Source organism: Seohaeicola sp. (genome assembly GCF_048006315.1).
Classification (GTDB): Bacteria; Pseudomonadota; Alphaproteobacteria; order Rhodobacterales; family Rhodobacteraceae; genus Seohaeicola.
The window spans coordinates 339,317-353,761 of record NZ_CP180350.1; the positions used below are offsets into that span (position 1 = coordinate 339,317).

12 protein-coding genes are annotated in these 14,445 nt (G+C 64.9%); 4 read left to right on the forward strand and 8 right to left on the reverse strand.

The annotated features are described in order from the left end of the window. Positions 1–16: 16 nt before the first annotated feature. Complete coding sequence (locus tag ACMUJL_RS01810) at positions 17–325, reverse strand: virulence factor (RefSeq protein ID WP_068295071.1); 309 nt, start codon at positions 323–325, stop codon at positions 17–19. A 239-nt stretch (positions 326–564) separates the two neighbouring features. Between ACMUJL_RS01810 and ACMUJL_RS01815 the strand changes: the two genes are divergently transcribed. Then, a complete protein-coding gene (locus ACMUJL_RS01815; RefSeq protein ID WP_375570871.1) occupies positions 565–1,677 on the forward strand; it encodes a Ppx/GppA phosphatase family protein in 1,113 nt (370 codons plus the stop codon). Positions 1,678–1,765: 88 nt separating this feature from the next. Next, positions 1,766–2,548: an RlmE family RNA methyltransferase gene (locus ACMUJL_RS01820; RefSeq protein ID WP_068295302.1), complete on the forward strand. Its 783-nt coding sequence runs from the start codon at positions 1,766–1,768 to the stop codon at positions 2,546–2,548. On the opposite strand, the gene ACMUJL_RS01825 is transcribed toward ACMUJL_RS01820, so the two are convergent. The 3 genes from ACMUJL_RS01825 to ACMUJL_RS01835 form a co-directional block, all read right to left on the reverse strand. After that, positions 2,533–2,766 carry a hypothetical protein gene (locus ACMUJL_RS01825; RefSeq protein ID WP_375570869.1) on the reverse strand — a complete coding sequence of 78 codons (234 nt, stop codon included), beginning with the start codon at positions 2,764–2,766 and terminating at the stop codon, positions 2,533–2,535. The genes ACMUJL_RS01820 and ACMUJL_RS01825 overlap by 16 nt on opposite strands. Before the next feature lie 117 nt (positions 2,767–2,883). After that, positions 2,884–4,092, reverse strand: a complete 1,209-nt coding sequence (locus tag ACMUJL_RS01830) for an acyl-CoA dehydrogenase family protein (protein WP_375570867.1) — start codon at positions 4,090–4,092, stop codon at positions 2,884–2,886. A 12-nt stretch (positions 4,093–4,104) separates the two neighbouring features. Next, the gene (locus ACMUJL_RS01835) at positions 4,105–4,854 is read right to left on the reverse strand and encodes an SDR family NAD(P)-dependent oxidoreductase (RefSeq protein WP_068295299.1); all 750 of its coding nucleotides are present in this window, start codon (positions 4,852–4,854) and stop codon (positions 4,105–4,107) included. Between the two features lie 219 nt (positions 4,855–5,073). Here ACMUJL_RS01835 and ACMUJL_RS01840 point away from each other — a divergent pair, with 219 nt between their 5' ends. Further along, positions 5,074–7,362 (forward strand): molybdopterin guanine dinucleotide-containing S/N-oxide reductase, encoded by a 2,289-nt coding sequence (locus ACMUJL_RS01840; RefSeq protein WP_375570865.1) that lies wholly within the window; start codon positions 5,074–5,076, stop codon positions 7,360–7,362. Between the two features lie 277 nt (positions 7,363–7,639). Then, positions 7,640–9,901: a choice-of-anchor F family protein gene (locus ACMUJL_RS01845; RefSeq protein WP_375570863.1), complete on the forward strand. Its 2,262-nt coding sequence runs from the start codon at positions 7,640–7,642 to the stop codon at positions 9,899–9,901. A 98-nt stretch (positions 9,902–9,999) separates the two neighbouring features. Here the strand turns inward: ACMUJL_RS01845 and ACMUJL_RS01850 are convergent, their stop codons facing one another. From ACMUJL_RS01850 to ACMUJL_RS01865, 4 genes are read right to left on the reverse strand one after another with little or no spacing between them, the layout of a single operon-like run. After that, positions 10,000–10,752 carry a DUF1028 domain-containing protein gene (locus tag ACMUJL_RS01850; RefSeq protein WP_375570861.1) on the reverse strand — a complete coding sequence of 251 codons (753 nt, stop codon included), beginning with the start codon at positions 10,750–10,752 and terminating at the stop codon, positions 10,000–10,002. A gap of 3 nt (positions 10,753–10,755) precedes the next feature. Beyond that, complete coding sequence (locus tag ACMUJL_RS01855) at positions 10,756–12,543, reverse strand: gamma-glutamyltransferase family protein (RefSeq protein WP_375570859.1); 1,788 nt, start codon at positions 12,541–12,543, stop codon at positions 10,756–10,758. 17 nt (positions 12,544–12,560) lie between these two features. Further along, positions 12,561–13,421: an ABC transporter permease gene (locus ACMUJL_RS01860; protein ID WP_068295055.1), complete on the reverse strand. Its 861-nt coding sequence runs from the start codon at positions 13,419–13,421 to the stop codon at positions 12,561–12,563. Next, entirely contained in the window at positions 13,418–14,365 is a 948-nt protein-coding gene (locus tag ACMUJL_RS01865) for an ABC transporter permease (RefSeq protein ID WP_375570856.1), read from the reverse strand. The genes ACMUJL_RS01860 and ACMUJL_RS01865 overlap by 4 nt, the downstream gene beginning before the upstream one ends. Positions 14,366–14,445: the final 80 nt, after the last annotated feature.

Here is a 14,445-nt window from a genome sequence, read left to right on the forward strand (position 1 = left end):
CGCGGCAGGGTCGTGCTCATTCAGCAGCGGCCCATCCGTCATTGGCGATCAGGGCCTTGATCCGGTCCTGGTCATATTCGGCCTCAAGCCTTGCGGCCTCAAGCTCGGCGATATCCGAGGGGCTGTCGCCCTCGACCGTGTAGGGATCTGCCTTGCGCCATTCGGCAAGGTAGTCATCCGTGCCCGCCGCACCCGTCTTCATCGCGGCACGGTCGATGGCCTGCTCGAAGCGTTCGGCCAGCTGACGTTTCGCGCCGCTGCGGCCCCGACCAACGATGACCTGGGCAGGTATGTCGCGCCAGTAGACGATGGTGACATCCGGCATTGATTGATTCCCCTAATACGGTTCGCCCTGTCTACTGCCCTTCCCTTGCGACAAAGAGGCGGTTTTCGACAGATGGGCCGCGCCTTGCGACCTCGACCTGTGTACACCGCATCGGCCTGCCCGCGCCACGGGTCGGGATCGGAAAAATCCTAAAGATGATCTTGAGCCAACCGGAACGCTTGCGCGCCGCTCATGATCTCACTACCTTTAGGACAACTCGAAATGGAGGGCGTGTTCCAATGACGCCCAAGCGTCCCGAAGGTGCGGGCGCGTTCCCGATACCGGTCGAAAGCCCCGCGCCGACACCGCCCGATACAGCGCAGCTTTATGCGGCGCTGGATCTGGGTACGAACAGTTGCCGCATGCTGATTGCCCAACCCAAGGGCAACCAGTTCCATGTGGTCGACAGCTTCTCGAAATCGGTGCAGCTTGGCGCCGGTCTCGAAAGCTCTGGCATGCTCAGCCGCGCCTCGATGGCGCGGACCGTGCAGGCCATGCGCATCTGTCAGCAGAAGCTCAAGCGGCACAAGGTCAAGCGAATGCGCCTTGTGGCGACCGAAGCCTGTCGGCGCGCGCGCAACGCGGGGGAATTCATCAAGCAGGTGAAACGCGAAACCGGGCTGGAGCTTGAAATCATCCAGACCGAGGAAGAGGCACGCCTTGCGGTGATTTCCTGCGCGCCGCTGGTGTCGACAAAGACGGAACAGCTGCTTGTCGTGGATATCGGCGGCGGCTCGACCGAACTGGTCTGGATCGACCTGTCGCAGGTGGCCCCGCGCGAACGACCGCGCGCGATCATGCGGCTGCATGCCGGGTTCCATCCCCCCGAAAGCCCCTTTCCGGCCGCCAAGGTGGTCGACTGGATCTCGGTTCCCTTGGGGGTTGCGACCCTGCGCGACCATTTCAGCGATGTCGAGGACGACGCCGCGCGGTTTGCTCTGATGAGCTGGTATTTCGAGGAAAACCTTGTCGAATTTGCCCCTTACAAGGACGAGCAGAAGCGCGAGGGTTTCCAGATCGTCGGCACATCGGGCACGGTAACCACGGTGGCTGCCAGCCATCTGGGGCTGAAACGTTATGACCGGACCAAGGTGGACGGCCTGCGCATGACCTCGGACCAGATCGACAAGGTGATCCGCAACTACCTTGACCTTGGTCCCGCCGGACGGCGGCGTGATCCGCGCATCGGTCAGGATCGGCAGGCGCTGATCATGTCCGGTGCGGCGATCCTGCAGGCACTGTTGCGGTTGTGGCCCACCGACCGGCTGTCGGTCGCGGATCGCGGCCTGCGCGAGGGGCTGCTCTATGCGCAGATGAGTGCGGATGGTGTGCTGGAGGACGGGCCATTCTGAGCCCTGCGCCGTCGCGCATGGCGCTTCGGCAGGAATATGAGTATGTGAAGAACGATGAAGAGGCCGCATGCGCCTCTGCGGAGCGACGATGACCGACAAGAAGAAGACCACGGGAAAGAACAAGCCTGCCGGCGCGGCCAAGGCCACATCCGGGCGCGGCCAGCGCGACCTGACCGTCAAGGTCAAGACCGCGCGCGGGCGCAAGATCAGCTCGACCTTGTGGTTGCAGCGGCAGTTGAACGATCCTTACGTGAAACGCGCCAAGGCCGACGGCTTTCGCGGACGCGCGGCCTACAAGATACTGGAACTGGACGACAAGTTCCGTTTTCTGGTGCCGGGTGCCCGCGTCGTGGACCTTGGCTGCGCGCCGGGCGGCTGGTGCCAGGTGGCCGTGCCGCGCGTCAATGCGCTGGGAGAAAAGTCGGGCAAGCGCATCGGCACCATCCTGGGCGTCGACCTGCAAGAGGTGGAACCCATCGCGGGCTGCGAGATCCATCAGCTTGATTTCCTTGAGGATGACGCGGACGAAAAGGTCAAGACATGGCTGGGCGGGCGCGCCGATGTGGTGATGTCGGACATGGCCGCCTCGGCCTCGGGGCACAAGCAGACCGACCATCTACGGATCATCGCACTGTGCGAGGCCGCGGCCTATTTCGCCTTCGATGTGCTGGAAGAGGGCGGCACCTTCGTGGCCAAGGTCCTTGCGGGCGGGGCCGAGGGCGAGTTGCAGAAGCTTCTGAAACTGCGCTTTCGCAAGGTCGTGAACGTCAAGCCCGCCGCGTCACGCGCGGACAGTTCCGAGAAGTTCGTGGTCGCTACCGGCTTCAAGCGCGAAGGCACGGATCAGGACGCCGATCAGTCCGATACGTGAGAGGGGCCATCGTATAATGTCGCCGCCAGCACCGCAGGCGATGGCAGTGACGGCGCCCGTTCATCCGCCGTTCGGTGATGCAGGCGCTCCAGCGCGCGCTGTGACAGGTCCTGTTGCCGGATCATCTCGAACAGGCGGGCATGGCGCGCGCTGATGCCGATGCGCGCTTGTGGCAGCTCATGGGCACCGGATGGCGCAAGGTGGCGGCTGTGCTGCATCGGTCCTATCCCAAGCTGCGCCCCGTGGAGCGGTCAGAAGGATAGCGATATCAGCCAAATCTGGCATTTCTGGCGCAGTAGCGGCGCATTTCGGTGGCAGATTTCGGGTCCCGCGCCCTAGCTTTCGCCGGGCAGCCAGCGCCAGAAATCGCGTCCCTCCTCGGCCAGGTGGCGGTTCAGGACCATCTGGTGCACCTCGTCGGCACCATCGACCAGGCGCGCCTGCCGCGCATAGCGATAGATCCATTCCAGCACCGTATCCGTGGAATAGCCCCGCGCGCCGTTGACCTGGATCGCCACGTCGGCGGCCTTGTGCAAGAGGTTTGCGCAATGGATCTTGGCCATCGACACTTCCTTCCTGGCGAAACTGCCCTGATCCAGCGCCCATGCCGCCTTCATCACCAGCAGGCGCCCCATCTCGATCCCCATGGCCAGATCGCCCATCTTGATCTGGATGCTTTCGCGGTCCGCCAGCCGGATACCAAAGCCGTAACGGTTCGCGGCATAGTCGCCCGCGATCTCGGTGCAGCGCTTGGCCAGACCCAGCCAGCGCATGCAATGGGTCAGCCGCGCCGGTCCCAGCCGCATCTGGGTGATCTTCAGGCCCATCCCCTCGCCCATGATGACGCGGTCGGCGGGCAGCACCATATCCTCGTAGATCAGTTCGCAATGCCCGCCATGTTCCTCCGGCCCCATGATCGGAATGCGCCGATCAATGCGCCAGCCCGGCTCGTCGCGGTGATGCAGGAAGGCCGTCAACCCACGGCGCGGATCATCCGAGGTGCGTGCGAGCAGGATGAAATGACTGGCATCCGCCGCCCCCGTGATGAACCACTTGCGCCCGCTGATGACATAGCTGTCTCCCTTTTTCGTGGCCTTGGTCATCATCATGCCGGGATCGGACCCGCCGCCCGGATGCGGTTCGGTCATCACGAAGGATGACCGCACATCGCCCCGCACGATCGGATCCAGCCAGCGTTCCTTCTGCGCGGGCGTGCCCGCCTGTTCCAGAACCATCATGTTGCCGTCGTCGGGTGCGGCCGAATTGAAGATGACAGGCCCGAAGATCGAGCGGTTCATCTCTTCGTAGCAGACGGCCATTCCCACCTTGCCCAGCCCCTGCCCGCCTGTTTCGGGTTTCAGTTGCAGGCACCACAGCCCCTGATCGCGGGCCTTGGCCCGCAACGGCTCCATATGCGCGTAGCCTATGTTGCCGTGGTCATCCCAGGCGGCGCGGTTCCCCTCGACCGGCATGATCTCGTCGGCGACGAAACGCGCGATACGGGCGCGAAAATCCTCGATCCTGGGGGAAATGGTGAAATCCATGGGGCCGTCCTTTCAGAGCGAAGACACAAGATGGCCACCGTCGGCCACGATTTCGGTGCCGGTCATGAACCGGCCCAGGTCGGACACAAGCAACAGAAGCGGCCCGTCCAGATCGGATGGCTGGCCCAGCCTGCGCTGCGGCACGCGCCGGATCAGCGCGCGCCCCGCCTCCGAGGCGAAGAAGTCGCGGTTCAGCTCGGTCTCGACATAGCCGGGGCAGAGCGCGTTGACGCGGATGTCGTGGCGGGCCCATTCCAGCGCCAGCGCGCGGCTCAATTGCACCAGACCACCCTTTGACGCCGCATAGGCCGCCACATGCCCCGCCACACGCATGCCAAGGATCGAGGCGACGTTCACGATCGTGCCGCCATTGCCGCGTGCGGCCATCGCCGACGCGGTGACGCGCGCCACATGGAACGCCCCCTTGAGGTTGGTGTCGATGATCCGGTCGATGTCATCGACACCGTGATCCAGCGCGGATGCCGACAGCGTGGTGCCCGCGTTGTTGATGACGATGTCGAAGGTTCTGCCCTTCAGCGCGGCCCCGACCGAGGCCGCATCGGCCACGTCCATCTGCAGGGCTTCGGCCTGCCCGCCCGCCGCGCGGATCGTGTCACCCAGCGCCTCGACCCGGTCCAGCCGGCGGGCGGCGGCGACCACCTTGACGCCATGTCCGGCCAGAAGCTGCGCGAAATGCGCCCCAAGCCCCGAGGATGCCCCGGTCACCAGCGCCGTCTTGCCGGACAACCCCGGCCAGTTCATTTTTTGCGATTGTGGATCAACCATGTTCGACAAAGGCCTCCCCTCCTTTTTCGAATATGTTCAACAGGATGCTGTGTGCGCAGGCTAGAAGGACGGCACGGCGCGCGCAAGGGCTGACAGGGGTCCAGATGCTTGCCTTGCCGGCTTGTCTGGCAGACAGTTGCATCATGTGGTCCGGGCACAGCCCCGACCGGCGCGCGATTCCCGAAAGAGGGCCCCATGACCGACCATAACCGCGATTTTCTGACCAACAGCCATTGGGGCACCTATTGGGTCGAGGTTGCGGATGGCCGCGTCACCGGACTGCGCGATTTCGAACAGGATCCCGACCCCTCGCCCATCGGCAAGGGCATCGTCGGCGTGCTGGACGATCCCTTGCGGATCACCCGCCCCGCCGTGCGCAAAAGCTGGCTGGAGCATGGCCCCGGCACCCGTGGCGATCTGCGCGGATCCGAGGCATTCGTCAGCGTCAGCTGGGATGAAGCCGAACGGCTGGTGGCGGCCGAACTGGACCGCGTGCGCACGACCCATGGCAATCAGGCGATCTATGCCGGCAGCTATGGCTGGGCCAGCGCGGGACGGTTCCATCACGCGCAAAGCCAGCTCAAGCGGTTCCTGAACTGCATCGGCGGCTTTTCCTATTCGGTCAACACCTACAGCTATGCCGCAGCCGAAGTGATGGTGCCGCATGTGATCGGCGATTTCCTTGGCCCGCTGGAGCGCGCAACCTCGTGGGAGGTTCTTGCGGAGAGCTGCGAACTTTTCGTGGCCTTTGGCGGTCTGCCCCTGTCCAACGGGCAGATCGGACAGGGCGGCACGGGCGCGCATGTGCAGCGCGGGGGCATGCTGGCCGCGCGCGCCAATGGCACGCGTTTCGCCAATATCTCGCCGCAGCGCTCCGACGCGCTGGAGGCACTCGAGGCCGACTGGCTGGCGATCCGCCCCTCGACCGATGCGGCGATGATGCTTGGTCTGGCTTACGTCTTGCTGGATGAAGGGCTGCATGACCGCGCCTTTCTGGACCGCTACACCGTGGGTTTCGACCGTTTCGCGGCTTATCTGCGCGGACAGACCGACGGCATCGCCAAGACCGCCGAATGGGCGGCTGCGATCTGCGACATCCCTGCCGACCGTTTGCGCGCGCTGGCGCGCGACATGGCGGGCCATCGCACGATGATCGGCATCTCCTATTCCCTGACCCGGCAGGATCACGGCGAACAACCCTATTGGGCAGCGATCACCCTGGCCGCGATGCTGGGCCAGATCGGGCTGCCCGGCGGCGGGATCGGCTTTGGCTATTCGGCGATGAACAACAACGGGCTCGAGCGGCGCTACCTGCCCTATGCCGCCTTTCCGCAGGGACAGAACCCGGTCAAAAGCTTCATCCCCGTGGCGCGGATCGCCGACATGCTGGAAAACCCCGGCGGTAGCGTGGATTACAACGGACGCCGCCTGACCTATCCGGACGTCAAGGTGGTGTGGTGGGCCGGTGGCAACCCGTTTCATCATCACCAGGACCTCAACCGCCTGCGCCGGGCCTGGGCGCGGCCCGATACGGTGATCGTGAACGAATGGTGCTGGAACAGCCTGGCGCGGCATGCCGATATCGTGCTGCCCTGCACCACGGCGCTGGAACGCAGCGACATCGCCATGTCGCGCAAGGATCCGTTCATCACCGTGATGGACCGCGCGATCCCGCCCGTGGGCGAGGCGCGCGACGACCATGCCATCTTTCGCGGGATCGCGGCGCGGATGGGGGTCGAGGACGCGTTTACCGAGGGCCGCAGCCCCGAAGACTGGGTGCGCTGGCTTTACGATGTCTCGCGCCAGGCGGCATCGCGCGGCGGTGTCGAACTGCCCGGTTTCGAGGAGTTGCAGAAACAGGGCTGGGTGCGCGTCCCCGCCCCTGCAAAACGCACCGTGCTGATGGAAGGATTCCGCGCTGATCCCAAGGCCCACCCCCTCAAGACCCCCAGTGGCCGGATCGAGATATTCTCGGACACCGTCGCGGGGTTCGGGTATGACGATTGCCCCGGTCATCCCGCGTGGCTAGAGCCACTGGAATGGCTGGGCAATGCCGGGCCCGATGCGCCGCTGCACATGATCTCGACCCAGCCCGCCACCAAGCTGCATTCGCAGATGGACCACGGCCCGGTCAGCCGGGGCGCGCGGATCAAGGGGCGCGAACCTGTCACGATGCATCCGGTCGATGCCGCCGCGCGGGGCCTGACCGAAGGGCAGATCGTGCGGATCTTCAATGCGCGCGGGGCCTGCATGGCCGGGCTGCGGATCAGCGACACGATCCGCCCCGGTGTCATCCAGATCGCCACGGGCGCCTGGTATGACCCGGACGGCGATACCTGCCTGCATGGAAACCCCAACACGCTGACGGTCGATAAGGGCACGTCGAAACTGGCCCAGGGCCCGATTGCGCATAGCTGCCTGGTGCAGATCGAAGCCGCACCGCAGGCACCTGCCCCACGGGTCGATACCGCGCCCCTGGGCTGATCACCCGCATCCGATCCCGAGGGTCCCGCACAGCCGTCGGCAGGCGGCCGCAGGGCTGCGGCCGGTGACTCTCCTTTAAGCTGCATCTGAAATATACTTTAGAGGTTGTTTTTGTTGCATTTGAGCAACCATATTCCTCTTTCGATATATGAATCCTGCAACTTTGACTAATGTCAAATTCACTTTTCAGAACGTGTCTATAGGTTGTTCTCAGGCGGATGAGGAGGACACCTGCCCATCCCCGCACGCACGGAACCTGAATGATTGGAGCTAAGTCATGTTGCGCAGACACATAATTCAACCCGGTGCACAGGCGCGCGCGCGCCTTCTGGGCACGGCTGTCACCCTGCCCCTCTTGCTGGCGGCAGGGCTTGCACAGGCAGGCACGCTGCTTGATGCCCCGCTGGCAGGCGTCTCAGGTGACGGTTTCATTTTCTCGGACCCTGCCGAAGGCGTGCTTGAACCGGGTCTGAAAGCCGTCACAATCACCCCCAATGCCGATTGGGACAAGGTCGGCACCAGCAGCCCCAGCGGCGTGCTGAACTGTCTGATGGCGAACAACCCTGACATCCTGTGTGACGCAGCACAGGGCGCGGGCAAACGGATCAAGACGCGCCTGACCGGCCCCGTGCCGCTGGACATGCGGCTGCGCGTGGCCCCCAGCGGCGGCGTGACCGAGTATTTCACCTATGGCAAGACATCGAACCTGACCGGCGCGCGGATTACCAATTTCGCCTTCGTGCTGGGGACCGGCAGCGGTTCCAGTTTCGTGGCCCTCTCGCCTGCGGACAGTGCGGTCTTGTTCGATGACGGGCTGATCCCGCGGTTCAACCTGCCTGATGGCTTGTTCGGCGGTGGCGGTCAGGAAGCCTCGGGGATCGGATTTTTCGACACCTCGCGGTCCGAAATGGCCCCGACGAACGACCTGTTCCAGATCACGACGGCATCGCTGGACAATGCCACGCATACCGCGCTGTTCGGGACTGGGCTGCTGGACAACACGATGATCCCGAATGGGATGTTCTGGGATGCCTCAAGCACCGTTCTGCCAGATGAGGAATCCGTTCTCATCGCGTGGTATCACACGGGCGATCAGGAATGGCGCTATGGCAACCTTGGCGTGGCCGTGGCACCCTCAGGTGCGCCTGCGGATTTTGCCACGCTGGATGAACGTCTGGCCGCGCTTGCATCCTCGCTTGGCGTCGATGTCTCGGCACTGGGTACGACCGGAACCGACGGTGCCGCCATCCCGGCAGAAGTCCTTGCCGCAATGACCGCCAGCGGTATGTTCGAGGTCGCCCCGATCGAAGATCTTCGCAACCTGAACCTCAATTTCATGCTGGATGTGGGCGATATCGACACGGGCGAGTTCACGCTGCGGATCGTTCCGGTCTTTGCCCCCGTGGTGCAGGCTGCGGGCAGCCGCGCGCAATTCGTCGTGGCCGGTTCGCTGGATGCGGCCAATGTGCCCTATCTGGGCGCCGATGCCGGATATCTTGCGATCATCGACAGCGTCATGGCGCTGGCCCCGGCGGAGCGCCAGCAGGCCCTGGCCGAGCTGGGCTTCAGCGCGGGTGCCGGGATCTTCGGATCGGCCTATGCGCTGGGCACGGATCAGTTCTTTGCCCTGCCCGGTGGCGAGGGCGCTGACGCGGCTGACGGTTCGACCGTCTCCAGCAAAGGCGCAAGCTGGTCGCTGGACGGCGACACGCGTGGCTTCGTGTCCCTGGGCGGACGGGTCTCCGAGGCCGACGCCACGTCGAACAACTTCGGCTACGAAACCGAAAGCATGAACGCCTGGGCCGGGATCGAGCGCAACGTCACCCCCGGCAACTGGGTCGGCGTCATGCTGGGCGCGGGCGAGGCCAAGACCGATCTGGCACTGGGTGCGGGCGGCGTCGACGTCGAAAGCATGGGGCTGGGTCTCTATGCGCGCGGCAGCATGGGCGGCAATGGCCGTTACAAGGCGATGCTGGGTTGGCAGAACCTGTCGCTGGATACCGAGCGCAACATCAGTGTGCTGGGCGCAACCGCCACGGGCGAGACGGACGGCAGCGTTCTTGTCGCCGGGATCGAGGCCGACTGGCTGCAGCCGCGCAACAACTGGCGCTGGGGTCCGACCGCATCGGTCCAGTTCGCCAAGGTCGACATCGACGGCTATGCCGAAACCGGTGCGGGTCTGGGCAACCTGACCGTGGGCGACCAGAGCACCAACTTCCTGCTGGCCAGCGCCGGTCTGCGCGCCGAGGCGGATTACAAGGTGGGCGGCGGCATGATGCATTCCTTCGCCTATGCAACGATCACCTCGCAGACCGGGGGCGACGACCTGATCAGCGCCAATTTCGCGGGGCTGCCCAGTTTCTCGATGCCGGTCGATGCAATGGACGATACATGGGTGGATCTGGGGGTCGGTGTCTCGGCAAGCCTGGCGAAGACCGCCACGTCCGAGACCACGATCGGTGCGGAATACAAGGGCGCCTTCTTTGGCGACGGCTTTGAAAGCCATGCGGTGCGTGTGTCGCTGAACGTCAACTTCTGATCAAGGCGGGGACTTGCCCGCGCCCGATCACATCATGAAAATGACAACGCGCCGGTCCCCCATGGGGCCGGCGCGCTGCTGTTGGGAATGCTGCGGCCTCAGCCCTTGTTGACTATATGGGATGCCGTGGGCCGACCTGCGGCGATCCTTTCCGCCTCAAGCCGGGCGATGGTGGCGTCGATGCCGCTGCGGTCAGTCAGACCATGGGGATTTTCCCGCGTCGGCATGGTTTCGGCCACATGCAGGAAACGCTCCTGCGCCACGGCATAAAGGCGGCGCAACTCTTCCAGCGGGTCCGCATGATCATCCGCGCGGATATCCAGCCAGGCGTAATCCTGATCGCGGTAGATCACCAGGCAGGCGGATTGGCGGCCCCTCTTGTCGCCGCCTGCGTCCTCGCCCGCCTGCATGGCGATCAGCAACCGCTCGGCCAATGGCTTGTCCATGGCGGACTGGTAGGCCGCCAGCGTATCGCCGATCACGGCGGGCCCTTCCAGCATGTTGCCCGCAACCGACACGCCTTCGGCCAGCAGATGCCCGCACCAATCGACGCAATTCGCCCCGGTAAAGGCCGCGTTGCGCCCGGCGGCATCGATCATGTGGAACTGCCGGTTCGGATGCCCGTCATCGCGCCCGGTCAGGATCGGCACGATGGCCTCGGGCGGCGCGCCCGCTTCCATCAGGCGCAACCCGTCGGGACCGTATGTCGGGTTGACGAAAGCCTGCGTGGCCACGGCCCCCACCCTACCCTTGATGAAAGGAACGGCACAGCCCACGGCGAAAAAGCGGCTGGCGACAGCAACGCCCAGATGGCCGGTGGCGGGGTCACGCGCGACGATGGAATAGGTCATCGCTCAGCGCCCCACCGCATAGGCCTGCATCAGGCGTGGCGTGGCGGCGGCGCGCAACAGCCCGTCCGGGTCACGCCGGGCGGCGGTCATCCGGCCCACGGTCCATGGCTCTGCCTCGGTGATCCTGTGGCCACGCGCGCGCAGATCGTCCAGCACGGCCGCGCCAAAGCTGGTTTCGGCCATGATCATGCCGGGTTCGCGCGAGCGCGGGAAGAAGCTTGAGGGGAAATGCGTCGAATGGAACAGCGGCGCGTCGATCGCCTCCTGCAGGTTCATCTTGTGGTGCACGTAGCGCAGGAAGAACGCCAGTTGCCACTGGTCCTGCTGATCGCCGCCCGGCGTGCCGAAGGACAGCTGCGGCACCCCGTCCTTGAGCGCCAGCGACGGCGTCAGCGTGGTGCGCGGGCGCTTGCCCGGTTCCAGCGAGGTGGGCAGCCCCGGCTCCAGCCAGAACATTTGCGCCCGGCTGTTCAGGCAGAAACCCAGACCCGGAATCGTGGGCGAGGATTGCAGCCAGCCCCCCGAAGGCGTGATGGACACCATGTTGCCTTCGTTGTCGATCACGTCGATATGGACGGTATCGCCCTTCTTTTCGGACAGATGCGCCATGGTCGGCTCGTACACGGCCTGATCGGTGCGGCTCAGACGGCCCAGCAATTCCATCGTGCGCGCCAACTGGTCCTCATGGCCCGCAACGCTGCCGGGGCGCAGATCAAGGCTGGCCTTGTCGGTGATCAGGCGACGGCGGGCCGCGTTGTAATCATGCGACAGCAGCACATCCAGCGGGACCTTGGCGAAATCGGGATCACCGTAATAGACCTCGCGATCCGCATAGGCCAGTTTCTTGGCCTCGACGACATGGTGGATGAAATCGGCACCCATCGGGTCCATCGCGGAGAGGTCAAAGCCCTTGAGCAGGGCAAGCGTCTGCAGAAACACCGGGCCTTGCGTCCATGGTCCGCATTTGGCGACGGTCCAGCCGTGGTAGTCATAGGTCAGCGGTTCTTCGACATGGGCGGCATAGCCCGCCAGATCATCCGCCGTCAGCACCGCCTTGTGGCGCTGGCCGGATGCGTCCATGACTTCGGCTGTTGACAGGTAATCCGCGATCCCCTCGGCCACGAAACCGCGATAGAAGGCATCGCGCGCGGCATCGATCTGCGCCTCGCGGCCCTGTTTCGCCTCGGCCTCGGCCAGGATGCGGGTCCATGTCTCGGCCAGGGCCGGGTTGGTCACGTTCGACCATGGCGCGGGGGCCGCGCCACCCGGCAGCCATGTCTCATGCGAGGTCGGCCATTCGTCGCGGAAGAAATCGGCCAGCCCCGCAATGGTGGCCGCGACGCGCGGCAGCACCGGATGGCCCTTGGCGGCATAGAAGATCGCAGGCTCCAGCACATCGCGCAGGGACAGCCGGCCATAGTCGCGCAGCATCAGCATCCAGCCATCCCAGGCGCCGGGAATGACCGTGGCCAGCAGACCGTCACCGGGGATGACCTCAAGCCCTTCGGACCGGTAGTGTTCGATCGTGGCGCCTGCCGGCGTGGGGGCCTGGGCGCAGATCACCTCGACCTTGTCGCGCGCCTTTGAATAAAGGATGGCGGGCATGTCGCCGCCGGGGCCGTTCAGATGCGGCTCAAGCACTTGCAGGGCAAGGCCGGTGGCCACGGCCGCGTCAAAGGCATTGCCCCCCTGTTCGAGGATCTTCATCCCGACGGCAGAGGCGATCCAATGGGTCGAGGTCACAACCCCGAACCGGCCCAGAATCTCGGGACGGGTGGTAAAGGCAGACATGTTTTTCCTCCGCTAGATCAGTGCTCGCGCGGGTCCAGCGCATCGCGCAGACCGTCGCCCAAAAGGTTGAAACCCATCACGACCAGGAATATCCCGGCGCCCGGCCAGATCGCCATCCAGGGCGCCTGGCTCAGGAAATTCTTTGCCGTGTTCAGCATCGAGCCCCAGCTGGGCGCGGGCGGCTGCTGGCCCAGTCCCAGAAAGGACAGCGAGGCTTCGGCGATGATGGCCGTCGCGATGGTCAGCGTGGCCTGAACCAGGATCGGCGGCACCACGTTGGGCAGGATGTAGCGCGTCATGATCGCCACATGCCCCAGACCGATGGCGCGCGCGCCTTCGACATAATCCTCGGTCTTGACGGCCAGCACCTGCCCGCGTGTCAGACGAATGAAGATCGGGACCGCCGACAGGCCGATGGCAATCATCGCATTGGTCAGCGATGGGCCAAGGAAGGCCGCCAGCGCGATCGCCAGGATCAGGAAGGGCATCGCCAGCAGCGCATCGGTGCAGCGGCTGATGATGCTGTCGGTCCAGCCGCCGAAATAGCCCGATACCAGCCCGAAAGGCACACCGATGGCCACGGCGATCATGACCGACACGACCCCCGCCAGCAACGACGCCTGTGCGCCCCAGACCATGCGGGCCAGGATGTCGCGCCCGATCTCGTCGGTGCCCATCCATGCGGCGGCGGATGGCGCCTTGCGGATCGCGCCCCAGTTGGTGGCATTCGGATCGGCGATGGGCAGCAGCGGCGCCAGCAGCGCCAGACCCACGAACAGCGCCACCACGGCGGCGCCGATCAGCGCGCTCTTGTTGGCGCGCAGCTTGCGCCAGGTGCGGTTGACGGGTTTCGCGGGCGTGTCGGCAAGTGCGGTCATTGCGCGGTCCTCAGCCGTGGGTTCAGGATGACGTAAAGCACATCCGCCACCAGGTTCATCAGGATGAAGCCGACCGCCGTGCACAGCACGACGCCCTGCACCACGGCATAGTCGCGGTTGAAGACGGCATCGACGATCAGCTTGCCGAAACCGGGGATGGTGAAGATCTGTTCGGTCAGCACCGCGCCCGCCAGCAATTCGCCGAACAGCAGCGCCGACAGGGTCACAACGGGCAGCACCGCGTTGCGGAAGGCATGTTTCAGGATCACCACCCACCCCCGCAGCCCCTTGGCGCGCGCGGTGCGCACGTAATCCGCCTGCAGCACGCCCAGCATCGCGGATCGTGTATGCCGCATCAGCGTGGCGGCCAGCGCCGTGCCCAGCACGAAGGCGGGCATGATCATCGTCGTCAGCGATTTCCAGGGATCGATCCAGGGGCTTTCATAGCCCGAGGCCGGCAGCCAGCCAAGGTTGACCGACACCAGCAGGATCAGCATGATCCCCAGCCAGAAATTCGGGATCGACAGGCCCGACAGGGCCACGACATTGGCCAGCCAGTCAACCCATGTGCCCTTGCGTACGGCCGACAGGATGCCCGCCGGAATGCCGATGAGCATCGCAAAAAGCATCGACATGATCGCAAGCTGGATCGTCACCGGCAGCTTGGACGCGATCAGGTCCAGCACCGGCTCGTTCGTGCGCAGCGAAATGCCCAGATCCCCGCGCAGCACATCGCCCGCCCAGTAAAGATACTGCATCACCAGCGGCTCGTTCATGCGGTATTTCTCGCGCAGCAGCGCGATCACCTCGGGGTCGCGGTCCTCGCCTGCCATGACGAGGATCGGGTCGCCCGGCAGCAGTTTCTGCAGTGCGAAGACGAACATCGACACCAGGATCAGTGTCGGGATCGCGATCAGGATGCGGCGGAGGATGAAAGACAGCATGGGCCAGCCTTGTGGGTGCGGGTGTCGCGCGGGGCCCTGCGGCCCCGCGGCATGTCAAGGAAGGGTCATCAAGATGCAGC